Consider the following 24,359-nt stretch of genomic DNA (forward strand, 5'->3'; position numbering starts at 1 on the left):
ACCAGCGGAATCACCACACCGGCCGTCCACAGTGCGGCCTTGGCGAGCGGCCGGTCACGCACCAGCGGCAGCAGCACCATCAGCGCATGCGCCGCAGGACCGGCAGGAACGGGTCGCCGAAGGTGCGCGCAGCCGTGGTGAGCAGCAGGGCGGCCGCGACCATGCCGACCGCGGGCATCCCGATCAGCAGCGCCGCAACCGAGCCCACCAGGCCGGCCCAGACCATCACCCGCAGCCCCACGTCGGCCACCGGGATGCCGCTCGGGCGCTGCCGGGTCCAGACCGGCAGGAACGACGAGGCGAGCGCCAGCCCGACCGCCCCGAGCACCGCGGCCGTCGTGAGGAAGGCCCGCGGCCAGTCGAAGTGGCGGCCCAGCGCGTAGCCGCCGGAGAGCACCACGCCGAACCAGACCTTGCCCAGCGCCCAGCGGCCGAGACGGACCACCACGTCGTCGCTCGTCATAGGGCTCCCCCGCCCGCGAAGTCTGCCGTCAGACTACCGAAATCCGGCGAAGCGGGAGCGGAACACCGGCACCCGTGGTGAGCGGATGACCCGGTCGAGGGCCCGCGACCCTCCACTCACGGCAGTGAGCATCGCCGATCGAGCCGGGCGGAGACCGGGGATTCATCGGAAAGCCCGGCTCGCTCTGTCGCCTCGGCCACGGAGATCATGTCTAGTCTAGTAAATCAATAGGAGATGTGGGTACGCTGCCCGCCATGAGCGCCGTACCCCTGCGACTGTCCGGCGCCGGCAGGGCTTTCACCGCGAACGGCCGCCGGCGCGACGTGCTGGCCGGCGTCGACCTGGAGGTCGCCGCCGGTGAGGTGGTGGCCCTGCTCGGCCCCTCGGGGTGCGGCAAGTCGACGCTGCTGCGACTGGCCGGCGGCCTGGACACCCCGACCGCGGGGTCGGTCCAGGTCGACGGGCGGGAGGTCCGCGGCATCGAACCGCGCTGCTCGGTGGTGTTCCAGGAACCCCGCCTGCTGCCCTGGCGCACCCTGGAACGCAATGTCGCCTACGGGCTGCCCCGCGGCACCAGCCGGGAGAGGGCCCGCGACGAGGTCGCGCACTGGCTCTCCGTGGTCGGACTCGCCGACTTCGCCCGGCACCGGCCGCGGCAGGTCTCCGGCGGCATGGCACAGCGCGCCGCCCTGGCCCGGGCCCTCGCCCGCCGGCCGGGCGTGCTGCTGCTGGACGAGCCGTTCGCCGCGCTGGACGCGCTGACCCGGCTGCGCATGCAGGACCTGCTCGCCGAGGTGCAGCGGGAGGCCGGCACCACGGTGCTGCTGGTGACCCACGACGTGGACGAGGCGCTGCACCTGGCCGACCGGGTGGTGCTGCTCGGTGGCGAGCCGGCCGGCGTACGGCTGATCCGCGACGTGCCCGGCGCCCGGCCGCGTGACCGGGGCGACGCCACCCTCGCCGCGCTGCGCGTCTCGCTGCTGGCCGAACTCGGCGTCCGTACCCCGGCCCCCGTGCCGACCTGAGAACCGGAAGGAACACCCCCGAGATGAAGATCATGCGTGCGGTGATCGCCGCGGCGGCCGCGAGCGCGTTGCTCGCCGGATGCGTGCAGGGCGAGGACGCCCCGGCCCAGCAGGCCGGCGGCGGCGACGCCGTCACGCTGCGGCTGGACTACGCCTACTACAACCCGGCCAGCCTGGTGCTGCGCGACCAGAAGTGGCTGGAGACCGAGCTCGCCGCCAAGAAAGTGACGGTGACCTGGCAACTCTCGGCCGGCAGCAACAAGGCGAACGAGGCGCTGCGGGCCGAGGCCATCGACGTCGGCTCGACCGCCGGCGTGGCGGCGCTGGTGGCTCGCGCCAACGGGGCACCGATCAAGACGATCGACGTCTTCAGCCAGCCGGAGTGGGCCGCGATCGTGGTGCCGAAGGGCTCGCCGATCACCTCGGTGGCCGGGCTGAAGGGCCGGAAGGTGGCCGCCACGAAGGGCACCGACCCGTACTTCTTCCTGCTCCAGGCCCTGGACGAGGCGGGCCTGAAGCCGGGTGACGTGACCGTCACCAACCTGCAGCACGCCGACGGCCGGACCGCCCTGGAGCGCGGCGACGTGGACGCCTGGGCGGGCCTGGACCCGCTGATGGCCACGTCCGAACTGGAGGCCGGCTCGAAGCTGATCTACCGCAATGTCGGGTTCAACTCGTACGGCGTGCTCAACGCCCGCGAAGCCTTCCTCACCGAGCACCCCGACCTGGCACAGGCCGTGGTGAACGCGTACGAGAGGGCCCGCCAGTGGATCAAGGACAACCCGGATCAGGCGGTGGCGCTCTACGCCCGGGAGGCGAAGATCTCCGAAGCGGTGGCGACGAAGGTGCTGACCGAGCGGACCCGCCTGGACATCGACCCGGTGCCCGGCGAGGCGCAGCGGGCGGTCTTCGAGAAGATCCTGCCGGTCCTGGTCGCGGACGCCAACGTGAAGACCGAGGAGGCCGCCCGGACCGCGCTCGACTCCCTCTTCGCGCCCACGTTCGCGAGCGCTTCGTGACGCTGCGCGGGCGCACGATCGCGGCCGGCGCCGTCCTGCCCCTGGCCCTGCTGGTGGTGTGGCAGGTGACGGCGACGGCCGGGCTCTACTCGACGGCACAACTGCCGCCGCCGGGCGAGGTGGTCGCCGCGCTCGGCGAGCTCCTGCGCCGCGGCGAACTCTGGCACCACCTGGCGATCAGCACGCAGCGGGTGCTGATCGGCTTCGCCGCCGGCTCGGTGCTCGCCCTCGCCCTCGGCGGGCTGGTCGGCCTCTCCCGCACGGCGAGCGCGGTGCTGTCCCCGACCGTGCAGGCGATCCGGGCCGTCCCGTCGCTGGCCTGGGTGCCGTTGCTGCTGCTCTGGCTCGGGATCGGCGAGACCCCGAAGATCGTGCTGGTGGCGATCGGCGCGTTCTTCCCGGTCTACACCACGGTGTCGGCGGCGCTCGCGCACATCGACCCGCACCTGATCGAGGTGGGCCGGGCCTACGGACGGTCCGGGCTGCCCCTGCTCGGCACCGTGCTGTTCCCGGCGGCCACCCCGGCGATCCTCTCCGGACTGCGGCTGGGGCTGGCGCAGGGCTGGCTCTTCCTGGTCGCGGCCGAGCTGATCGCCTCGTCGATGGGGCTGGGCTTCCTGCTGATCGACAGCCAGAACACCGGGCGTACCGATGTGATGCTGCTGGCCATCATCCTGCTGGCGCTGCTCGGCAAGGTCAGCGACACCGTGCTGGGCGCCGGCGAGCACCGCCTGCTGGCCGCCCGCCGCTGACCGGTGCGCGATACTTCCTGCCGTGACGGACGACGGACTGCTTCTGGTCGCGGTGGTGGAGATGGCCGACGGGCACGCCGAGGCCGGCCGCCGCTACGAGGACGCCGTGCTGGCCCTGCTCGGCCGGCACGGCGGCACCCTGGAGCGACGGCTGCGCGAGGACGGCGGCACCGAGGTGCACGTGATCCGCTTCGCCGCCCGCTCCGGCCTCGACTCGTTCCTGGCCGACCCGGAGCGGCTGGCCCTGCGCGAGCAACTCGGCGACGCCGCACCCACCACCCGGGTCCTGCAGGTCCGTGACGTCTAGCCGGCCAGCCGGAACGCCTCGAAGTGCACCTGGCGGGACGGGACCCGCAGCCGGCGCAGGCTGGTCAGCACAGCGCCGGTCAGGGCGGCCGGGCCGCAGACGTAGACGTCACGGTCGGTGATGTCGGGGACCAGCGACTGCAGGTTCTCCGGGCGGAACGGCTGGTTCCCCGGCCCGGTCTTGCCGGTGATCACGTGCAGGCGGGCGCCGCGGACCCGGGACAGGTTGCGCAGCTCCCCCAGCAGGACCGCGTCGGCCGAGTTGCGGACCCGGTAGAGGACGACCACGTCGCCGCCGAGATCCGGGTCCTCCAGCAGGGAGCGGATCGGCGTCACCCCGATGCCGCCGGCGATCAGCAGCGTCGCCGTCCGGGTGCGCCGGGCCAGGGTGAACGCGCCGTACGGGCCCTCGGCGAAGACCCGCGAACCGATCGGCAGCTCCCGCAGCCCGGCGCTGGTGGCGCCGATGCCCTTGGCGGTGAGCCGCAGCGACCGGCCGTTCGGTGCCGCCGACAGGGAGAACGGGTTGACCTGCCACCACCGGTTGTGGCCGGGGAAACGCCACAGGAAGAACTGGCCGGCGCGGGCCCGCAGCCGGTCCAGGTCACGGCCGGTGACGTGCACCGACACCACGTCGGCGGACTCCGGGACGACCGCGGCGACCCGCAGCCGGTGCCGGGCGTTGCGGACCAACGGGACGATCAGCCGCCCGGTCAGCAGGGCGCCGAGCGCGAACGCCCACAGGCTCCACCAGTACACCTGGGTCCAGAGGTTGATGGTGAAGGCCGTGCCCTCGTACAGCTGGTGGATCAGGCCGAGTATCACGACGGCGTAGAGCAGCAGGTGGACCGCGTGCCAGGTCTCGTAGGAGAGACGGCGCCGGGCGATCCGCACGGACAGGGCGACGACCAGCACGATCAGCGACACCGCGATCAGGCCCAGGAGCACCGGCAGCTGTTTCGACAGGGTCAGCGCGGTCCGGAAGACCGACGCCCGGTCCTGGACGGAGAAGCCGACGATCACGAACGAGGGGTGCAGGATGGCGAGCCAGAACACCGTAAAACCGGCCCACCGGTGCCAGCCGGTGAGCCGGTCCATGCCGAACGCGCGGTCCAGCACCGGCAACCGGGCGATCAGCAGGAGCTGGAGCATCACCGCGAAGGCGAGGTAGAGGCCGAGAAGACGGCCGATCGAGCCGAACAGATTGTGCGCCGGCGGTCCGGCGATCTGGAACATCAGCTGGATGGCGACGACGTTGACGAGGAGGAAGGCCCCGATCGCGGTATGCGCGGCCAGGGCGTAGCGGCGGACGGTGATCATCTGTGGGTGGGTCACGGTAGTCATCCCGATCTCCCCTGCTGTGCTGCTGTCTCCACAGGGTGTACCGCGTGAGCCGCCGCCCGGTTCAGCACCGGGCGGCGGCGGAGCGATTCGTTACTGCGGGGCGCCCAGGTCGTCCAGGGCCTTGGTGGCGCCGCGGTGGACCGGCACCGGGTCGGTCTGGCGGGCGGTCTGCACGGTGATCTCCTTGGCCGCCGCGTTGGCCTGCTCCAGCTGGGCCTTGCGGTCGAACAAAGTCTTGGTGAGCACGCACGCCACGTTCGCGTCCAGGTCCTCGCGGACCAGCAGGAAGTTCGGCACCACGATGGTCTTCACGTCCGCGGCCGTGCCGTAGGTGGCGGCCGGGATCGTGCCCTCCTGGTACACCTCGTTGATCTTCTGCATCTCCGGCAGCAGCGGGGTGATGTCGAGGAACTCGACCTGGTCCTTCGCCGTGGTCATCAGGTCGGTGATGCCCGGCGTGGGCAGGCCGCCGGACCAGAACAGCGCGTCGATCGTGCCGTCCTTCATCCCGTCGACGGTCTTGGTGAGGTCCAGCTTCTGCGCCTGCACGTCGGTCTCCGGCTTGAGGCCGGCCGCGGTCAGGATCCGGTTGGCGATCACCTCGGTGCCCGACTTCGGCGAGCCGGTGGAGACCCGCTTGCCCTTCATCCCGGCCACGTCCTTGATCCCGGACGCCTTGCGGACGATCACCTGCGTGTAGTTGGTGTGGATCCGGGCCAGCGCGGCGACCGGCTGCTTCGCGGTGAAGCTGCCGGTTCCGTTGATCGCGTTCGCCGCGGTGTCGGCCAGCGAGAACGCCACGTCGTACGTGCCCGCGACCAGCTGCTGGATGTTCTGCACCGAGGCGCCGGTCTCGGCGGCCGTCGCCTGCACGTTGCCGCCGGCCGCGTTGACCTGCTCCGCGTAGGCGTTGCCGAGTGCGAAGTAGACGCCGGTGGCGTTGCCGGTCGCGATGCCGATCCGGGTGGCCTGGCCGACCTCGCAGGTGACGTCGCCGCCGGTGTCGCTGGCGGCGCTGTCCTGCCGGCCGCCGCAGGCCGCGCTCGCCACGGCGAGCGAGCCGACCAGCGCGATACCCAATATTCTTCTCATACTTCCTCCGGGGAACGAGTTGGTGCGAGGGCTAACTCATCCATGGGGGGACGATCAGGCGGGTTCCGGCGCCGGCGCACCATCGCGAGCAGGACGGCCACCAGCAGGGCGGCGATCCCGGCGGCGACCGCGACCGGCTCCAGGTAGAGCAGCAGCAGGCCGGCCAGCGCGCCGAGGACCCGGCTCTCCGGTCCGGCCGGGCCGACGCCGGGCACCCAGGCGCCGGTTGCGATCGCCAGGCCGGCCACGGCCAGGGCAGCCGCCGCCGTGGTCCAGAGGATGCCCAGGGCCGGGCCCCGTGCCAGCAGGAACTCGCCGTTGTCGGTGAGCACGAACGCGATCGGCGCGAGGAAGGCGGGCAGCGCGTACTTCAGGGCCTGCCACATGGTCGGGATCGCCCGGCCACCGGTGATCGCGCTCGCGCCCACCGCGGCCAGCGCGGTCGGCGGGGTGACCTCGGAGAGCACCGAGTAGTAGAAGACGAACATCGCGGCGGCCGGCGCCGGCACGCCGAGGGTGAGCAGCGCCGGCCCGATGATCACCCAGCCGATGATGAAGCTCGCCGTCACCGGCACCGCCAGCCCGAGCAGGGCCAGCGCGAACGCGGCCAGCACCACGGTCAGCGCGAGCACCACGGTCGGGTTGTCGGTGATCGCCTGCGCGCCGTTGACCAGCAGCGAGGCGAGCTGCGCGCCCAGGCCGGTCTTGGTGGTGGTCGCGGTGATGATGCCGGCGGCGGCACAGACCGCCACCACCGGCAGGACCCCGCGTACGCCCGCGGACAGTGCCGTGAAGACGCGCCTCGGGGTCATCCAGTGCCGCCGGTCCAGGAAGGACAGCGCGCCGGCGAGGATCGTCGCGTAGACCACCGCGCGGGTGGCCGTCTCGCCCAGGGCCAGCAGCACGACGATGACCACCAGCGAGGAGAAGTGGTAGCCGAAGCGGCCGAGCAGCCGCCACGCGCTGGTCTGCGGCGCGTCGATGGCGCGGACCCCGAACCGGCGCACGTCGATCTCCACCGCGAGCAGGATGCCCAGGTAGTAGAGGACGGTCGGGATCATCGCCCAGCCGAGGACGGTCAGGTAGGAGACGTTCAGGTATTCGGCGACGATGAACGCGGCGGCGCCCAGCGTCGGCGGCGAGAGGATGGCGCCCACACCGGCGGCGGCCAGCATGCCGCCGGCCTGCTCGCGCGGGTAGCCGGCCTTGCGCAGCATCGGCCACGTGACCGCCCCGACGCTCACGGCGGTGGCCGTACCCGATCCGGAGACCGTGCCCAGAAGGAAGCCGGCGGCGACCGCGGTGCGCCCGGCGGCGCTGCGCGACCGCCGGAAGGCGGCGACCGACAGGTCGACGAAGAACCGGCTGGCGCCGGAGAGATCCAGCACGGCGCCATAGATGGTGAACAGCACGATGTACGTGGCCGCGACGTCCAGCGGCGTCCCGTAGAACCCGCTGCCCGAGTTGTAGAGCGCGTCGACGATCTGCGCGAAGTCCAGTCCGGCGTGCGCGACCGACAGGTGCTGGGGCAGCAGCCCGCCGTAGTAGCCGTAGGCCAGGAAGGCGAGACAGACGATCGGCAGCGCCCACCCGGTGGTCCGCCGGCACGCCTCGATCACCAGGACCAGCAGCACCGCTCCGAAGATCACGTCGACCGGTTCGAGCAGCCCCTGCCGGTCCAGGAAGGCGTTGTAGCCGCCGCCGAACGGGTTCAGCGGGTAGAGACAGACCAGCAGGGCGCCGCCGGCCAGGACCCAGTCGCTCACGGTGGGCAGGTCGCGGCCTCTGCCGAAACCCGATCGGTACGCCAGGAAGACCAGTGGCAGCGTGCCCGCGAGGAAGATGATCAGGTAGTACTGGCTGCCCTGGGCGAGCGGGCGGAACACCTGCCAGAGCACGAGCAGGGCGACCCCGAAGGCGACGATCGCGACGAAGGCGCCGACCCGGCCGGTCAGCTCCCGGGCCGGCCGCTCCTCCTCGTCGTAGTGCACCGCCGCCGGCTCGGCTGGCCCACCGGGAGATCGATCTTCGCCCATACCCCGGACAGTAGTCGCGGCCGCCGGGATCCCACTACTACAGAAAATCTATAGAGACGTCCGATCCACCTATCGGCTGATCTCGAAGCGGCGGACCGCGCCGGTCAGTTCGTCGGCCATGCCGGCCAGTTCGTGTGCCGCGGTCCGCGAGCTGTTCAGGCCGGACGTGGTGGCAGCGGCCGCGCCGGCCACCTCGCTGACGCTGCGGGCGATCTCCTCGGCGCCGGTGGCGGCCTCGGTGACGCTGCGGGTGATCTCGCCGGCGGTGGCGGTCTGCTCCTCGACCGCCGAGGCGATGGTGGTCTGGTAGTCGCTGATCCGCATGATCACCTCGGAGATCCGCTCGATCGCCGCGACCGCGCCCGCGGTGTCGGACTGGATCATCTGGACCCGCTGGCCGATCGTCTCGGTCGCCTTCGCGGTCTCCTGCGCCAGCTCCTTCACCTCGCCGGCCACCACCGCGAAGCCCTTGCCCAGCTCGCCGGCGCGGGCCGCCTCGATGGTCGCGTTCAGGGCGAGCAGGTTGGTCTGCTCCGCGATCGAGTTGATCACCTTGATGATGTTGCCGATCTCGTTCGACGACTCGCCCAGCTTGCCGACGATCCCGCTGGTCTCCTGCGCCACCGAGACCGCCTCGGTCGCCACGCCGGCCGCGTCCGAGGCGTTCGTCGCGATCTCCCGGATCGACACGCCCATCTCCTCGGCGGCGGCGCTCAGCGTGTGCACGTGCCGGGCGACGTCCTCGGCCGCCTGCTGGGCGGCGGCCGCCCGGCCGGCCGCGGTGTCCGCCCCGGCGGCCAGGTTGTCGTTGACCACGTTCAGGTTCCGCGACGAGTCCAGGACGGTCGCCGCACTGCTGTTGATCACGGTGACCGCGTCGCGCATGCTCGCGGTCGCCTGCCGCAGCGCCTCGGCCATCTGCCCGACCTCGTCGCGGCTGTTCACCTGCGGGTCGCGGGTGAGGTCGCCGGCCGCCACCGCCTTGAGCACGTCGGTGACCCGCCGCACCGGAGCGACGACCGCCCGCACCGCGAGCAGCGCCACGGCCAACCCGATCAGCAGGCCCAGCACACCGATCACCAGCACCTGCGTGGTGACCGAGCCACGGGCGTCGGAGACCTCCTGGATCGCGGCGAGCGCCTGCTCGGCGTGCGCCTCCTCGAGCGCGGCGAACTGCTCGTCGACCTCGGTGAACACCTCGGTCCCCTGGTTCCATCCGGCCCAGAAGCCGGGCAGGTCCTTACGGTTCGCGGCGGGCAGCATCTGCTCGTCGCGCAGTTGCAGGAACTTGGCGTAGTTCGCCTTCAGCGCGGCCGCCACCTGCGGGTCGACGGCGAGCGGCTCGTAGCGCTGCCACGTGGTGGAGACCCGGTCGTCCAGGCCCGCCACCTGATCGGTGATCTTCGCCCGGTACTCGGCGCCGGACATGAAGTAGTTCAGCGTGAGCATCCGGGTCCGCAGCACGTCCTGATGCAGGCTGGCCAGCAGCTGGGTCGGTGTGACTCCATGGTCGTAGACCGTCTTCGACCGGTCCTCGACAAGCCGTAGCCCACCGACCGCGATCAGGATCACCGAGGCGCAGGCGATCGCGACGGCCACCACCGAGGTGAGCATCTTGACGGCCAGCGGCAGATCAGCAAGTCGCCGTGACATAAAGGTACGGCCTTCCCGCGGTCGTCCCTCCCCGATCTCTCATCGGCGTCCCGCATCGCTGCCTGAGGCGTCCGGCCCGGCGAATCCAGAACGGAGCGGGCCAGCAGGTCGCCAATCGATTCGACCTGGTCAGTCGTCGCATGCGCCAGCGGTGCTCCATACGCTTTCGCCAGTACCGGAGCGAGCGACGCCGGAAGACCTCGCCGACCACGGCCTGCAGGAACAGCTGCAGAAAGGCGCGCTGCGTCTCCGGACTCCACTCCGGCACTCCGGCAGCAGCGATCCGTGCTCCGGTCAGGCACGTCTCCCGGATCTCGGCCTGATCCACCTCCCGGACCGGCAGCAGCCACAGCTGCATCAGCACGCAGGCTCTGCCGGTAGTCGCGCGGCGACCCGTGCCCACCGCGGACTGCCGGACGGCGTCCGCCAGGCTGCCGCCGCCGGCGCCGCGCCGCGCCGCGCCGTACCAGGTTCAGCCCGCGACCCCCTCCTCAGGCGAGTTCGCGCAGGCGGGTGGCGACCCCTTCCGGGGTGGTGTCGCTGATCCAGGCGGCCATCGCCGACTCCACGCCGGCCAGGTATTTCAGCTTGCCGGGAGCCCGCAGGATGGAGAAGACCTGCAGGTGCAGGCGGAACAGGTCGCGGCCGGTGCGGACCGGGGCCTGGTGGACGCCGGCGATGTAGGGCAGCGGCTCGGGGCCGGGGAAGTAGCGGTCCAGGCGGCCCAGCACGTCCAGGTAGACGCGGGCCAGGTCGTCGCGTTCCGGGCCGGTGAGGGCGGGCAGGTCGGGGACGTCGCGGTGCGGGGCCAGGTGGACCTCGACCGGCCAGCGGGCGGCGGCGGGGACGTAGGCGGTCCAGTGCGCGGTGGACGCGACGATCCGGGTGCCGGCGCGGCGTTCGGCGTCGAGGATGTCGCGGAACAGGTTGCCGCCGGTCCGGTCGCGGTGCCGGGTGGCCATCTCCAGCATCCGCGCGGCCTTGGGCGGCACGAACGGGAACGCGTAGATCTGGCCGTGCGGGTGGGGCAGGGTCACCCCGATCTCCCGGCCGCGGTTCTCGAAGACGAAGACGTGCTCCACGCCGGGCTGTCCGCCCAGCTCGGTGGTGCGGTCGGCCCAGGCTTCGATCACCGTGCGGGCCCGGTGCGGGGTGAGCAAGCCGAACGACCCCTGCGGGGCCGAGGAGAAACACACCACTTCGGTACGCCCGGTCGCCGGCGCCACCGGCCAGAGCGGGTCGCCGTCGACGAGTGAGGCGGACCCGCCGTTGCGCGGCGAGAACGACGGGAACCGGTTCTCGAAGACGACCACGTCGTAGTCGGCCTCGGCGATCTCGGTGGGGAAGCCGCCGGGCACGGTCGGGGCGAGCGGGTCCTGATCGGCCGGCGGCAGGAACGTCCGGTCGTTGCGGTGCGACGCCATGGCGATCCACTCGCCGGTGAGCGGGTCGTACCGGACCTCGGCGCCGCCGCGCAGCACCTGGTCGGCGGGTGGCAGCGGGCGGGTGTCGACGGCGTCGCGGGACGCGGCGCCGGAGACGTACGGCTCCGAGTCGTCGAAGTAGATGATCTCGCGCCCGTCGGCCATGCCGCGGACCGTCTTGCGCACCCGGTGCTCGGTGGCGATGCCCCGGCCGGCCACCTCGACGGCGTCGATCGCGAGCAGCTGATCCTCCACCTCGGCGAGGCGCTGCCGGGCGTCGCCGGGCACGTGCACCGGGGAGCCGGCGGTCAGCGGCAGCAGGTGCAGGGTGACCTCGGCGCCGGGCGTGTAGCCGGCGTCGATCAGGTTGACGATCCACTCGGAGCCGTCCCAGAACCGGTCGGTGACGGTACGGCCGTCGATCCGCAGTTCGCCGACATCGCCCGCCCAGTGGATGCGCAGCAGCGCGTCCCGGTCGGCGTCGGCTGCCCACTCCGGCAGCACCAGGCGGTAGACGGCGGCCAGCTCGTCGAAGACGTCCGGGGTGGGTGCGGACGGGCGGCCCTCGTGCTTGCCGTAGGTGGCCGGGACCGCCGCGGCGGGCGGGCGCACCAGCTCGACCACGGCGTCGGCGGTCACCGCGGCCGGGACGCCGAGCCCCAGATCCGCGAAGCCACGACTGATCGGGTCGTACGCCCGTACGCCGGAGGTGGCGACGGCCTTGACCGTCACCCTGCCGGAAGCGTCCCACTGGAGCTCGTGGTCGGCGAGAAGCAGGCGGCGGCCGCCGTCCTCGACCACCCAGACCGATCCGGCCGTCTCGGCCGGGAGGACGAGGACGTCGAGGCCGTCGAGCCGGATCGGCTCGAGGCCGGGCGTGACGGACCGGGTCTCGCCGGCCACGCTGATCTCCGGGCCGATGCCCGCCTCGGCGATCAGGACCAGGGTGGGTGTCGCCCCGGGCAGCAGGGTGAGCGCGGACGCGGTGGCCCAGTCGATGCGGGTGCCGCCGGCGGTCAGCCCGATCGGCCAGCGGGCCAGGGTGCCCGGCGGGATGTCGATCGGCCGCTCGGGGAACTCGATCACGCCGCCGTCGAGTTCGACCCGGAAACGGGCGCCGCGGTAGGTGCCCAGCGGGAAGTGCGGCTGGTGCCAGGCGACGAAGACGAACCCGCTGGCGCCGTCGCTGCGCAGCGCCCAGCGCAGGGTCTCGCTGTCCTCCACGCCGGCCGGCCGCACCGCCGGCAGGCTGGACGGCATCTCGGCGAGCCGGTCGCCGAACGCGGCGAGGAAGGCGTGCTGGCGGCGCAGTTCGGCGTGGCTGGCGGCGAGGGTGCCGGCCTCGCCGATCGGGGCGTGGAAGTCGTAGCCGAGGCGCGCGATGTCGTTCGGGTAGCCGGTGGCGTGCGATTCCTGCAGGTCCGGGCCGGGGTTGGTGCCGCCGGCGTACATGTAGTAGCCCTGCCAGGCCGAGCCGTTGCCGATCTTGCAGTGCGCGACGGTGGCGACGTCGAGCGCGCTGGGCCGCGGGCGCCGATGGTAGGCGGTGGCCATGCCGCCGCCGAGTTCGCAGGTGGCGGCCGGGAAGAGGTCGGACGGGGTGCGCGGCCCGCCGGACGCCGCCTCGATCGCCTGGGCGCGGCGCACGTCCGCGCCGATGCCCGCGTCGTCCCAGATGTGGGAGAAGAAGTAGTGGTCCCGGAAGGTCGGGTCCCAGGGCGCGTCGGCGTCCACCCAGAAGCCGTCGCCGTAACCGCCGTAGAGCGGCAGCACCTCGTCCTCGGGCAGGTCCGCGCCGCCCCACGCGGTGGCCGTCCAGAGCGGGGCGGAGATGCCGGCCTCGCGGGCCAGCCGCTTGAGGGTGACCAGGTGCTGCGGCTGGTCGTAGAGCTCATTCTCGAGCTGGATGCCGAGCAGATCACTGGTGCCCCCCAGAGCCTGCCCGATTTGCCGGAACCATTCGGCGACCAGCTCAAGATACAAAGGGTCATCGGTGCGATGCCGCACCGGAGCCTGCTGCACCCAGTCGGGGAAGCCGCCGTTGCGCGACTCGCCGTGCACCCAGGGGCCGATCCGCAGCACCACGTCGAGACCGGTTTGCACCGCGCAGTCGACGAAGGCGGCCACATCGAGGTTGCCGTCGAACCGGGCCTCGCCACGACGAGGCGAGTGGTGCAGCCAGAAGACGTAGCTGGCCACCACGGTGACCCCGCCCGCCTTCATCTGCCGCAGGCGCTCCGCCCACCGGTGCCGGGGCACCCGGCTGAAGTGCAGCTCCCCGGAGACCGGGATGACCGGACGACCGTCGCGGATCAGGTAGCGGTTGGTCAGCGAGAGCCCGGCCCGCGCGTCCTCGTCGTTGCTCATCCGCGGCCGGCGCAGTGGCGTCGCCCAGGGTTGATGGCGAACGGAGAGCGGCATGGGATCAGCTCCTTGCGGGTTTGACTGTAACCGGTCACAGACCGGCGAGCCCGAACGATACACAGGCGTAACGGGTGCGACGCAAGGTCTTGACACATCGACGTAACGGCAGCACTGTAACCGGTCACAGGAGCCGAGCCTTCCCCCGGCTTCCGTTCCCCGGCTTCCGCTCCCCGGCCAAGCCGATCAAGGAGGATCGATGAAGACGAAATTCGCCCCGCTGCTGGCGGCCCTGACCTTGCTGTCCGTCACCGCTGCCTGCGGCGGCGGCTCCGACGACGACGCCTCGACCGAGACGAACGAGAAGGTCGCCCTGACCTACTGGAGCTGGGCGCCGAACATGGACAAGGTCGTCGCCGCCTGGAACGCCAAGAACCCGAACATCCAGGTCACGGTCAACAAGCAGGACGGCGGCGACCCGGCGGTCACCAAGCTGCTCACCGCGATCAAGGCCGGCAGCGGCGCGCCGGACATCATGCAGGCCGAGTACCAGAAGATCCCCACCCTGGTCTCCTCGGACGCGATCGCCGACATCGCCGGCGAGGCCGGTTCGCTCAAGGACAATTTCCCCGAGGGCGCCTGGAACAGCGTCACCCTCGGCTCCGAGGCGGTCTACGGCGTCCCGCAGGACTCCGGCCCGCTGATGTTCTTCTACCGCGCGGACGTCTTCGAGAAGAACGGCCTGCAGGCACCGAAGACCTGGGACGACTACGCCGCGGCCGCCGAGAAGATCCACCAGGCGAACCCGAAGCAGTACCTCGGCACCTTCTCGGCCACCGACGCCGGCCTGTTCGCCGGCCTCGCCCAGCAGGCCGGCGCCTCGTGGTGGGGCGTCAACGGCGACTCCTGGTCCGTCAACATCAACGACGCGGCCACCCAGAAGGTCGCCTCGTACTGGGGCGGGCTGGTCGAGAGGGGCGTCATCGACAACAAGCCGATGTACACCCCGGAGTGGAACACCGCCCTCAACGACGGCACCCAGGTCGGCTGGGTCAGCGCGGTCTGGGCCCCGGGCGTGCTGGAGGCCGGCGCCAAGGACACCAAGGGCAAGTGGAAGGCCGCGCCCATGCCGCAGTGGGACGCCGCCAGCCCGGCCACCGGCAACTGGGGCGGCTCGGCCACCAGCGTGACCACCCAGTCGAAGCACAAGAAGCAGGCCGCCCAGTTCGTCGCCTGGCTCAACAGCGACCCGGAGGCCCTGAAGCTGCTGGCCACCACGGCGAACGTCTACCCCGCCGCGACCGACGCCACCAGCGTGCTGACCGCCCCGCCGGCGTTCTTCGCCGACCAGGCCGACTTCTACACGATCGCCGCCGACGCCGCGAAGGCCACCAAGCCGTTCACGTACGGGCCGAACGTCAACGTCGCCTACAGCGCGTTCAACGACGCCTTCGGCAAGGCGGCCGAGTCGAAGAAGGCCGCGGCCTTCACCTCGTCGCTGGCCACCATGCAGCAGACCACGGTCGACGACATGAAGAACAGCGGCTTCACCGTCGCCGGATGACCTGCCGGCCCGGGCGGGTTCGCCCGCCCGGGCCTGGAGAAAGGAAGACTCGGCGATGTCGTTGATCACTCCAACGCGCATTTCCACGGCCGCTCCCGACGTCGCGCCGGCCGCCGGCAAGAAGACCCGGCGCGCCGGGGTGCCCTGGGCGTTCCTGGCCCCGGCGCTCACCCTCTTCGTACTCTTCCTGGCCGCGCCGATCGTGTACGCCGGTTACCTGAGTCTGCGCAAGGTTCAGGTCAGCGGCCTCGGCCTGGGAGCGAAGTCCCGCACCGAGGTGTGGGCCGGGCTGAGCAACTACGCCCGGTCGCTGTCCGATCCTGACTTCCTGCCGAGCGTGTGGCGGGTCGGCGCGTACGGCCTGATCGTGGTCCCCACCATGCTCGGGCTGGCCCTGCTCTTCGCGCTGCTCCTGGACGCCAACCGGACCCGCAAGGCGGTCGGCAAGGTGTCCCGGATCGCGATCTTCCTGCCGTACGCGGTCCCGGCCGTGGTCGCCTCGCTGCTCTGGGGTTTCCTCTACCTGCCCCGGGTCAGCCCGTTCACCGACCTGTTCGAGGCGGTCGGTGTCACCGCGCCGAACATCCTGTCCTCGTCCGGCACGCTCTGGGCGGTCGCGAACATCGCGATCTGGGGCGGCACCGGCTTCAACATGATCGTCATCTACACCGCGCTGCGGGCCGTCCCGATCAGCCTGTACGAGTCCGCCCGCATCGACGGCGCCTCCGACCTCGCCATCGCCTGGCGCATCAAGATCCCGATCGTGATGCCCTCGCTGGTGATGACGTTCGTCTTCTCGCTGATCGCCACGCTGCAGGTCTTCGCCGAGCCGATGACCCTCAAACCGCTGAGCAACACGATCTCCACCACCTGGACGCCGCTGATGAAGGTCTACCGGGACACGTTCGTCCGCAACGACCTCTACGCGGCCGCCGCCACCTCGGTGATCATCGCGCTCGCCACGTTCGTCCTGTCCTTCGGGTTCCTGAAGCTCGTCGGGCGCCGCGCCTTCAACCAGGAGGACTGATGCAACTGCGTCGCAGCCCTCTCGCCACCACCCTGCTCCTGCTGGGCGCCGCCTACTGCCTGCTCCCCGTGCTCTGGGTGGTGATCGCCTCGTCGAAGAGCGCGGGCGAGCTCTTCTCCACCTTCACCCTGGCCCCGAGCACCCACCTGTTCGACAACATCGCCGACCTGAGCAACTACCGGGACGGCCTGTACTGGCGGTGGATGGCGAACACCGCCCTCTACGCGGGTCTCGGCGCGGCCGTCTCCACGCTGATCTCGGCGATGGCCGGGTACGCCCTGGCGAAGTTCGACTTCCGCGGCAAGAGCTTCGTCTTCAACGTGATCCTGGCCGGGGTCCTGGTGCCCGGCGTCATCCTGGCCATCCCGCAGTACCTGCTGCTGGCGAAGGTCGGGCTGACCAACACCTACTGGGCGGTGCTGCTGCCCAGCTTCATCAGCCCGTACGGCATCTACCTGGCCCGGATCTTCGCGGCCGCGTCGGTGCCCACCGAGATCCTGGAGGCGTCCCGCATCGACGGCGCCGGCGACTGGCGCACCTTCGGCAGGGTGGTTCTGCCGATGATGCGCACCGGCCTGGTGACCGTCTTCCTCTTCCAGTTCGTGGCGATCTGGAACAACTACATGCTGCCGTTCATCATGCTCGGCGACGACAAGCTGTACCCGATCACGGTCGGGCTGAGCGGCCTGCTGAACCAGGGCGCGTCGCAGCCGGCCATGTACACCTCGGTGGTGACCGGCGCGCTGCTGTCGATCATCCCGCTGATCGCGCTGTTCCTGACCTTGCAGCGGTACTGGCAGGTCGACCTGGCCGCCGGCGGGGTCAAGGCCTGACTATGATCCCGAACGTGTCCCGGAAACGCCCGACCATTCGCGATGTCGCACGCGAGGCCGGGGTGTCCTACGCAACCGTCTCGCGGGTCCTGAACGGCCGTGACTGGGTGAGCCCGGAAGCCGTGCGGGCGGTGCGTGACGCCATCTCCCGGACCGGGTACACCACGAACCAGCACGCCCGGTCCCTGGCGACCGGGCGGTCCGGGTCGATCGCCTTCCTGCTCACCGAGCCGCAGCACCTGCTCTTCGAGGACCCGAACTTCTCGGTGCTGCTGCGCGGGGTGGCGCAGGCGCTCTCCGACCGGCAGCTGACGCTGATCCTGATGATCGCGTCGACCCCGGAGGAGCGCAGCCGGACCATCGAGTACCTCAACGGCGGGCACGTCGACGGGGTGCTGCTGGTCTCGCCGCACTCCGGCGACCCGCTGCTGCGGCAGCTGGTGCAGGCGCAGGTGCCGATCGTGGCCTGCGGCCAGGTGCTCGGCTTCGAGGACACGATCAGCTCGGTGTCGGCCGACGACTGGGGCGGGGCGCGCTCGGCGGTCGAGCACCTGCTCGCCTCCGGCTGCCGGCGGATCGCCACGATCACCGGGCCGCAGGACACCTTCGGCGGCGTGTTCCGGCTGCGCGGTTACAGCGACGCGCTGACGGCCGCCGGGATCGCGGTCGACCCGGCGTACGTGGTGCACGGCGACTGGAGCCGGGAGAGCGGCGCGGCCGGGATGCGCACGCTGCTCGACCGGGTGCCGGAGGTGGACGCGGTCTTCGCCGCCTCCGACGCGATGGCCGCCGCGACCCTGCCGGTGCTGCGCGAGGCCGGGCGCGACGTGCCCGGCGACGTCCGGGTGGTCGGCTTCGACGACTCCGGTCTGGCCGCCACCACCGAACCGCCGCTCACCACCGTGCGGCATCCGCTGGAACGCATCAGCGAGGAGATGGTCCGTCTCCTCGTCGACGTCATCGCGGGGCGCACGCCCCTGTCCATCACCGTGCCCACCAGCCTGGTGATCCGCTCTTCCTCCCCAGCCTGAGCTTTCTCGGGCCCCCCGGGGCCGGCCTCGATATCCCCCCTTCATCGAGGCCGGTTCCCCGACTCATTCCGTCCTTTATAGTCCACAAAGGAGCGTAATGAAACGACTCGCCATGGTGGTCGTAGCCGTCCTCGCGGCCACCCTCTCCCCCGCACCGGCACAGGCCCACGCTGATCTCGTGATGCGCGGCGCCGACGTCTCCACGCTGCCGCGCGCGCTCGAACTGGGCGCGAAGTTCTACGACTTCCGCGGCAAGCGGGCCAATCCCTACGACATCCTTCGCCAGGCCGGCGCCAACTACCTGCGGCTGCGGATCTGGAACGACCCGACCAGCGGCTACAGCAACAAGGAGAAGGTGCTGCAGCAGGCGCGGGCGATCAAGAAGGCCGGCCACCGGCTGCTGATCGACTTCCACTACTCGGACACCTGGGCCGACCCGGGCAAGCAGTTCATCCCCGAGGCGTGGGCGGGGCACGACCTGGCCCAGCTGCGCCAGGACGTCTACGACTACACCTACGACGTCTGCCGGAGCCTGAAGCGGCAGGGCACCACGCCGGACAGCGTGCAGATCGGCAACGAGATCAACGTCGGCATGCTGTGGCCCACGGGCCGGGTCGACAACAACGACTTCGGGCCGCTGTCCACCCTGCTCAAGGCCGGCTACGACGCCACGAAGGCCTGCAACCGGTCCACCAAGGTCATGATTCACACCGCGCTGGCCGGCAACATCGACGCGGCGCACTGGTTCTACGACGGGATCACCGCGCAGGGCGTGAAGTGGGACATCACCGCGCTCTCCTACTACTGCATGTGGCACGGCTCGCTGGACAACCTGCGCACCGTGCTCACCGACGTGAAGGCGCGGTACTCGAAGCCGGTGGTGATCGCGGAGACCGCGTACCCGTGGACCACCGAGAACTTCGACCACCTGGAGAACATCATCCTGTCCCCGGCGCCGTGCGACGGCATCCCGGCCACCCCGCAGGGGCAGGCGCAGCAGTTCACCCAGGTGCAGGAGGTGGCCCGGGAGGCCGGGGCGCTCGGCGTCTTCTACTGGGAGCCCACCTGGACCGCGATCGACGGCAACGGGTGGGACACCGAGGACATCGAGAACTCCGGCAACGCCTGGGAGAACATGGCGACCTTCGACGACTCGGGGCGCGTCAACCCGTACATCCGCTGGCACCGCTGAGACTGGAGAGCGCGATGAAATCGTCCCTGCGTGCCCTGATCGCGACCGCCGTGCTCGCGGCCACCGTGGCACTCACCCCCGCACCCGCCCAGGCCGCGCCGCTCACCATGCTCGGCGCTGACGTGTCGTCGCTGCAGCGCAGCCTCGACCTGGGCGCCAAGTATTACCGCAACGGCGCCGCCACCGACCCCTACGACATCCTCAAGGGCGCCGGCGCCAACTACATGCGGCTGCGGGTCTGGAACAACCCGGCCAGCGGCTACAACAACAAGGCGAAGGTGCTGCAGCAGGCCCGGGCGATCAAGGCCAAGGGCCTCAAGCTGCTGATCGACTTCCACTACTCGGACACCTGGGCCGACCCCGGCAAGCAGTACCCGCCCGCGGCCTGGGCCTCGCACTCGCTCACGCAGTTGCAGACCGACGTCTACAACTACACCTACGACGTCTGCACCGCGCTGAAGGCCCAGGGCACCACCCCGGACAGCGTGCAGATCGGCAACGAGATCAACGTCGGCATGCTCTGGCCCCGGGGCCAGGTGGTGAACAGCAACTTCGGCCCGCTGGCGTCGCTGCTCAAGCAGGGCTACAACGCGACCAAGGCGTGCAACAGCTCCACCCAGGTCATGATCCACACCGCGAACTCGGACAGCCTCACGAACGCCCGCTGGTTCTACGACGGCATCCGCGCCGCCGGCGTGCAGTGGGACGTCACCGCGCTGTCCTACTACTGCATGTGGCACGGCACGCTGGCGAACCTCTACAACGTCATCACCGACATGCGCACCCGTTACGGCAAGCCGGTGGTGATCGCCGAGACCGCCTACCAGTTCACCAGCGCCGACGCCGACAGCGAGAAGAACTCGATTCCCGGCACGGTGCTCTGCGACAACATCCCGTCCTCCTGGGCCGGCCAGGCCCAGCAGTTCAGCTGGGTGCAGAACACCGCCCGCAACGCCGGCGCCATCGGCGTCTTCTACTGGGAACCCACCTGGTACGCCATCAAGGGCAACGGCTGGGACCCGGCGAACATCAACGGCACGGGCGACGGCTGGGACAACATGGCCGTCTTCGACTGGACCGGCAACGTCAACCCCAACATCCGCTGGACTCCCTGACGCTCATCCCGACCGGTCCGGCTCTGCAGCCGGGCCGGTCAACCCCTTTCCCGGTACGGGCCACCACGCCCGAAACGCGGCTACTCCGCCCGTGGCCACACCACGGGCATCGCTGCCCGCCCCGACCGCCGGTGGGTCAGGCGGCTTCGAGCAGGATGTAGTCGAGGTCGCCGGCGTAGTAGTCGCAGCCGACCTCGCGCTGGTCACAGTCGAGCTTGCCGCCGATGGAGACCGGCCACGTGTTGGCGATCGGCCCGGTCCAGCCGGCCCGGGACGCCACCTGACGCCCGTCGATCAGCAGCGCGACCCCGGCCCGGACCCGCAGGCACCGGACCACGTGCCAGTAGCCGTCGTTGATCCGGTAGGGCGCGAAGACCTCGATGGTGCCCGCCGACCCCCGGTACATGCACTCCACGCGCCCGTTCGGGATCTGCAGCTTGAAGCTGCCACCGGCGACCGTGGCCTGGCCCTTCTGGATGATGTTGCCGAACTTGTTGGTGGTGCGCAGCCGCAACGTCACCCCGAAGTCGCGGCTGCCGGGGTTCAGCCGCGGGCTGTGCGGCACGACGACCAGGTGTCCGGGGCGGGCCGGCGGGGTGTCCGGTTCCAGGCGTTCGAAGCGGTAGCCACGGTCAGCGTCGGCGGGCATCCCGGTGCCGACCTCGGCGCCGATGCGGCCGTGCTGCCCGTTCCCGCTGCCGTCGATCATCCAGGTCGAGCCGGCGGGTTCGTTCATCCCCCAGAGCGCGATCTCGTAGCGGGACACGACCGCGGCGCCGGCCGGGGTGGCGGCACCGGCGAACAGGAGAGCGGTCAGGGCGGTCAGGGAGATCAGGGAACGGCGGCAGCCCATGGCTCATCCTCGAGGGCGTCGGGTCAGTATGTATCGAGCCTAATGCGCCACTTGCTCTTTTTGTCCGGAACGGAGTTACTGAAGCACTCTCGCAAACGGCCAGATCAGCTTGGTAGCATCCGCCGATCATGGTCAGCGTTCCGGCCGGGAATCCGGAGCGGCGCCGGGGAAACCGGTGCGTAGGCAAGCCTGACAAGCAGATAAGGATCGTGTCGAAGTGCTGCTCAATGGGACGAACGGTGAGACCTCGGAGCACGCGGTGATCGCGCCCACCCCCGGCCTGCCCAACCAGGCGCTGCAGGTTCTGGCCCTGGCCCAGCGCACGGCCGAGGAGCACGTCGCGAGCGCCCAGCACCACGCGGACAAGATCCGTACGGATGCGCTGGCCTCCGCCGAGCAGATCGCCCGCGACGCCCAGGCCCACGCGAACAACGTGCGCCGTGAGGCCGACCGCGTGCTGTCCGAGGCCCGCGCCGCCGCCGAGCAGATCGCCCGGGACGCGCAGGCGCACGCCGAGGAGGCCCGCCGCACCGCCGACAAGATCGTGGCGGACGCCCGGGCCCGCGCGGAGACCATCGGTGCGGACGCGGTCGCCGGTGCCGAGCAGCTGCGCCACCAGGCCCAGCAGCGCTACGACGACGTCGTCGGCTCCCTCGGCGCCAAGCGGGAGGCCCTGCAGCAGCAGATCGAGGCGCTCGAGGACTTCGACCGCGAGTACCGCGGCCGGCTCACCGCCTTCATGCAGGGCCAGCTGCGCGCCCTCTGGATGGACGCGCCGCAGGTCACCGGCGACATCCTGGAGGAGGAGCCGGTCGCCGAGGAGCTCGAGGCCGCCCCGGCCCAGCCGCGGCACGCGCACGCCGCGGTGGCCGAGGAGGCCGGCGAGGACGAGCTCGACGACGAGGACGACGAGCCCGCCGGCAAGTAGGGACTAGGCGTCCCGGGCCGCGTACACCTGCCGTCCGTCGACGTAGGTGAGCGCGACCCGGGTCTCGCCGATCGCGAGCGGCGGCCCGGCGAACGGGTCACGGTCGAGAACCACCAGGTCGGCCCGGTTCCCGGGGCGCAGGGTTCCGGTGTCGTCGAGCCGGTTGACGTACGCCGAACCCGCCGTGTAGGCCGTGAGCGCCGTGCCCAGGTCGAGTGCCTGGGCGCCGAGGAACGGCTCGTGATCGCTGCCGTGGTGCACCCGGTTGACCGCCACGTGGATCGCCTCGATCGGGTCCGGTGTGGTGACCGGCCAGTCGCTGCCCGCGGCCAGGTGCGCCCCGGCCCGCAGCAGATCCCCGAACGGGTACTGCCGCCGCGCCAGCTCCGGGTCCAGGAACGGGATGGTCAGCTCGTCCATCTGCGGCTCGTGCGACGCCCAGTAGGCCTGCAGGTTCGCCGTCGCGCCCAGCGCCCGGAACCGCGGCACGTCCTGCGGGTGCACCACCTGCAGGTGCGCCAGGTGCGGCCGGGTGTCGCGGAACCCGTTCGCCGCCCGGGCCGCGGCCACCGCGTCGAGGGCGTCCCGCACCGCCCGGTCGCCGAGGGCGTGGAAGTGCACCTGGAAGCCGAGCGCGTCCAGCTCGGTCACATATCCCGGCAGGGCGGCCGGGTCGATGAACGACAGGCCCCGGTTCGCCGTCGCGCACCCGCAGCCGTCCAGGTAGGGCGCGGTCATCGCGGCGGTGAAGTTCTCCGCCACCCCGTCGAGCATCAGCTTCACACTGTCGCTGCGCAGCCGCCCGGCGGTGAACCGCTCCCGCTTCTCGACCAGCTCGGGGATCTGCTCGGCGCCGCGGTCGCGGTCCCACCAGAGCGCGCCGATCACGGTCGCGGTCAGCCTCCCCTCCACGGCCGCCGTCCGGTACGCGTCGGACACATCCGGATAGCCGTTGGTCGCGCAGAGCATGGCCTCCTGCCAGGCCGTCACGCCGAGCGAGTGCAGCAGCTCCTGCGCCCGGAGCAGCCCGGCCAGCCGCTCGGCCGGAGCGACCGCCGGCAGCAGGGCGGCGACCAGCTGCATGGCCCCCTCCTGCAGCCCACCGGCCGGGGTGCCGTCGCTCGCCCGGTCGATCCGGCCGTCCGCCGGATCGGCCGTTTCCGCGGTGATCCCGGCCATCTCCAGGGCGCGGCTGTTCACCCAGGCGCCGTGGTGGTCGCGGTTGATCAGGTAGACCGGCCGGTCCGGCACGACCCGGTCGAGCAGTTCGCGGCTGGGCACACCACCGGGGAAACTCTCCATGGACCAGCCGCCGCCGGCAATCCATTCCAGGTCCGGGTGCCGCTGCGCGTAGTCGCGGACCCGCCGCAGGTACTCGTCGACGTCGGTGGTGCCGGTCAGGTCGCACTGGTTCAGCTCGACGCCGCCCATCACCGCGTGCACGTGGGCGTCCTGGAACCCGGGGATCAGCAGCCGGCCGCGCAGGTCGACGGTCTCGGTGCCCGGGCCGGCCAGCTCGCGCACCTCGTCGGTGCCGACGGCGAGGATGCGCCCGTCGCGGACGGCGACCGTGGTGGCGTGGCCGCGGGCCGGGTCGGCGGTGAACACCGGTCCACCGGTGAGAATCAGGTCTGCGTGGATCGAGGGCATTGGGGAATCATCCGCCACCGCGCCCGCGCGGGCCTTCACGTTCGTGAGGTTCGTTTGTTGGCGTGTCAGCGGCGCAACTATGGTGGGCGGATGGCGTCGACCTCTGTCGATCTAGATCACGAGGAGGGTTCCGGGTACCGGAACGACGACTTCTGCGCGGCGCTGGAGTTCGCGCTGGCCGGCGAGCAGTCCGAGCCCGACGAACGGGTGCAACGCGACGCGATCCTGCGGCTGCGCACCGGTGTCACCGTCAATCCCGGGCTGCTGGCGTTGCTGGCCGGCGCCCGGTACGCGCCGGCGGCGCCCCACGACCCGGCGGACGTGGTGCAGCGTGCGCTGGGCGTACCCGATCTGCTCTGTCTGCTGGCGCCGCCCGGTGTGGCCCGCACGCTGGCGGTCCTGGAGATCGCGCGAGCCGCCGCGGAACGCGGCGAGCGCGTGCTGATCGCGGCGCCGACCTCGGCGGCGCTGGATGTGCTGGTGCCCCGGCTGCCGGCCGGACTGACCGTGATCCGCACCGACCGGGGCGGGAGCGGGCCGGCGACCCTGACCACCGCGGCCGCCGAGACGCAGCGCAAGATCCTGGCCCGGTCGCAGGCCGCCGCGCACGCGCTGGAGCCGTGGCTCGGCGACCCGTCGCCGGCGACCGGCTGGCTGCACCGGCTGACCACGGCGCTGGACGAGGCCGGAC

Annotated in this window: 20 protein-coding genes; 12 read left to right on the forward strand and 8 right to left on the reverse strand. The window is 71.4% G+C overall.

What is annotated here, in order from left to right:
* Nucleotides 1–79: 79 nt before the first annotated feature.
* Nucleotides 80–463 (reverse strand): hypothetical protein, encoded by a 384-nt coding sequence (locus AB0F81_RS40080; protein WP_360206813.1) that lies wholly within the window; start codon nt 461–463, stop codon nt 80–82.
* A gap of 254 nt (nt 464–717) precedes the next feature.
* Between AB0F81_RS40080 and AB0F81_RS40085 the strand changes: the two genes are divergently transcribed.
* Genes AB0F81_RS40085 through AB0F81_RS40100 form a run of 4 tightly spaced genes read left to right on the forward strand, consistent with a single transcriptional unit; the run spans nt 718 to nt 3,566 of the window.
* Complete coding sequence (locus tag AB0F81_RS40085; protein WP_360206815.1) at nt 718–1,488, forward strand: ABC transporter ATP-binding protein; 771 nt, start codon at nt 718–720, stop codon at nt 1,486–1,488.
* Between the two features lie 23 nt (nt 1,489–1,511).
* On the forward strand, nt 1,512–2,507 hold the full coding sequence (locus AB0F81_RS40090; RefSeq protein WP_360206818.1) for an aliphatic sulfonate ABC transporter substrate-binding protein: 996 nt from the start codon (nt 1,512–1,514) through the stop codon (nt 2,505–2,507).
* Nucleotides 2,504–3,259, forward strand: a complete 756-nt coding sequence (locus tag AB0F81_RS40095; protein WP_360206821.1) for an ABC transporter permease — start codon at nt 2,504–2,506, stop codon at nt 3,257–3,259. The genes AB0F81_RS40090 and AB0F81_RS40095 overlap by 4 nt, the downstream gene beginning before the upstream one ends.
* Before the next feature lie 22 nt (nt 3,260–3,281).
* Nucleotides 3,282–3,566, forward strand: coding sequence for a hypothetical protein (locus AB0F81_RS40100; RefSeq protein ID WP_360206824.1), 285 nt, complete (start codon nt 3,282–3,284; stop codon nt 3,564–3,566).
* Here AB0F81_RS40100 and AB0F81_RS40105 read toward each other — a convergent pair.
* The 5 genes from AB0F81_RS40105 to galT all read right to left on the reverse strand — a co-directional run bounded on the left by AB0F81_RS40105 (nt 3,563) and on the right by galT (nt 13,535).
* Nucleotides 3,563–4,909 (reverse strand): ferredoxin reductase family protein, encoded by a 1,347-nt coding sequence (locus AB0F81_RS40105; RefSeq protein WP_360206827.1) that lies wholly within the window; start codon nt 4,907–4,909, stop codon nt 3,563–3,565. The genes AB0F81_RS40100 and AB0F81_RS40105 overlap by 4 nt on opposite strands.
* Before the next feature lie 90 nt (nt 4,910–4,999).
* Nucleotides 5,000–6,001, reverse strand: a complete 1,002-nt coding sequence (locus tag AB0F81_RS40110) for a TAXI family TRAP transporter solute-binding subunit (protein WP_360206829.1) — start codon at nt 5,999–6,001, stop codon at nt 5,000–5,002.
* Entirely contained in the window at nt 5,998–8,037 is a 2,040-nt protein-coding gene (locus AB0F81_RS40115; protein ID WP_360206832.1) for a TRAP transporter fused permease subunit, read from the reverse strand. Before AB0F81_RS40115 ends, AB0F81_RS40110 begins: the two co-directional genes overlap by 4 nt.
* A gap of 69 nt (nt 8,038–8,106) precedes the next feature.
* On the reverse strand, nt 8,107–9,690 hold the full coding sequence (locus AB0F81_RS40120) for a methyl-accepting chemotaxis protein (RefSeq protein ID WP_360206835.1): 1,584 nt from the start codon (nt 9,688–9,690) through the stop codon (nt 8,107–8,109).
* Nucleotides 9,691–10,181: 491 nt separating this feature from the next.
* Nucleotides 10,182–13,535 (reverse strand): galactose-1-phosphate uridylyltransferase, encoded by a 3,354-nt coding sequence (gene galT / locus AB0F81_RS40125; RefSeq protein WP_360206838.1) that lies wholly within the window; start codon nt 13,533–13,535, stop codon nt 10,182–10,184.
* A gap of 199 nt (nt 13,536–13,734) precedes the next feature.
* Here galT and AB0F81_RS40130 point away from each other — a divergent pair, with 199 nt between their 5' ends.
* The 6 genes from AB0F81_RS40130 to AB0F81_RS40155 all read left to right on the forward strand — a co-directional run bounded on the left by AB0F81_RS40130 (nt 13,735) and on the right by AB0F81_RS40155 (nt 20,237).
* On the forward strand, nt 13,735–15,039 hold the full coding sequence (locus tag AB0F81_RS40130; protein WP_360206841.1) for an extracellular solute-binding protein: 1,305 nt from the start codon (nt 13,735–13,737) through the stop codon (nt 15,037–15,039).
* Nucleotides 15,040–15,094: 55 nt separating this feature from the next.
* Entirely contained in the window at nt 15,095–16,066 is a 972-nt protein-coding gene (locus AB0F81_RS40135) for a sugar ABC transporter permease (RefSeq protein ID WP_360206843.1), read from the forward strand.
* Nucleotides 16,066–16,899, forward strand: a complete 834-nt coding sequence (locus AB0F81_RS40140; RefSeq protein ID WP_360206846.1) for a carbohydrate ABC transporter permease — start codon at nt 16,066–16,068, stop codon at nt 16,897–16,899. The genes AB0F81_RS40135 and AB0F81_RS40140 overlap by 1 nt, the downstream gene beginning before the upstream one ends.
* Nucleotides 16,900–16,913: 14 nt before the next feature.
* Complete coding sequence (locus tag AB0F81_RS40145; protein WP_360206849.1) at nt 16,914–17,930, forward strand: LacI family DNA-binding transcriptional regulator; 1,017 nt, start codon at nt 16,914–16,916, stop codon at nt 17,928–17,930.
* 97 nt (nt 17,931–18,027) lie between these two features.
* Entirely contained in the window at nt 18,028–19,122 is a 1,095-nt protein-coding gene (locus tag AB0F81_RS40150) for a glycosyl hydrolase 53 family protein (RefSeq protein WP_360206852.1), read from the forward strand.
* 14 nt (nt 19,123–19,136) lie between these two features.
* Nucleotides 19,137–20,237: a glycosyl hydrolase 53 family protein gene (locus AB0F81_RS40155; protein ID WP_360206855.1), complete on the forward strand. Its 1,101-nt coding sequence runs from the start codon at nt 19,137–19,139 to the stop codon at nt 20,235–20,237.
* 136 nt (nt 20,238–20,373) lie between these two features.
* Here AB0F81_RS40155 and AB0F81_RS40160 read toward each other — a convergent pair whose 3' ends face one another.
* Entirely contained in the window at nt 20,374–21,090 is a 717-nt protein-coding gene (locus AB0F81_RS40160; RefSeq protein WP_360206858.1) for a laminin G domain-containing protein, read from the reverse strand.
* A gap of 217 nt (nt 21,091–21,307) precedes the next feature.
* Here AB0F81_RS40160 and AB0F81_RS40165 point away from each other — a divergent pair, with 217 nt between their 5' ends.
* Complete coding sequence (locus tag AB0F81_RS40165; protein WP_360206861.1) at nt 21,308–22,018, forward strand: hypothetical protein; 711 nt, start codon at nt 21,308–21,310, stop codon at nt 22,016–22,018.
* A gap of 3 nt (nt 22,019–22,021) precedes the next feature.
* On the opposite strand, the gene AB0F81_RS40170 is transcribed toward AB0F81_RS40165, so the two are convergent.
* Nucleotides 22,022–23,668, reverse strand: a complete 1,647-nt coding sequence (locus tag AB0F81_RS40170) for an amidohydrolase (protein ID WP_360206863.1) — start codon at nt 23,666–23,668, stop codon at nt 22,022–22,024.
* A 90-nt stretch (nt 23,669–23,758) separates the two neighbouring features.
* Between AB0F81_RS40170 and AB0F81_RS40175 the strand changes: the two genes are divergently transcribed.
* A partial coding sequence (locus AB0F81_RS40175) for an AAA domain-containing protein (protein ID WP_360206866.1) occupies nt 23,759–24,359 on the forward strand: 601 nt, incomplete at its 3' end.

It is taken from the genome of Actinoplanes sp. NPDC024001 (assembly GCF_040638955.1).
Lineage (GTDB): Bacteria > Actinomycetota > Actinomycetes > Mycobacteriales > Micromonosporaceae > Actinoplanes.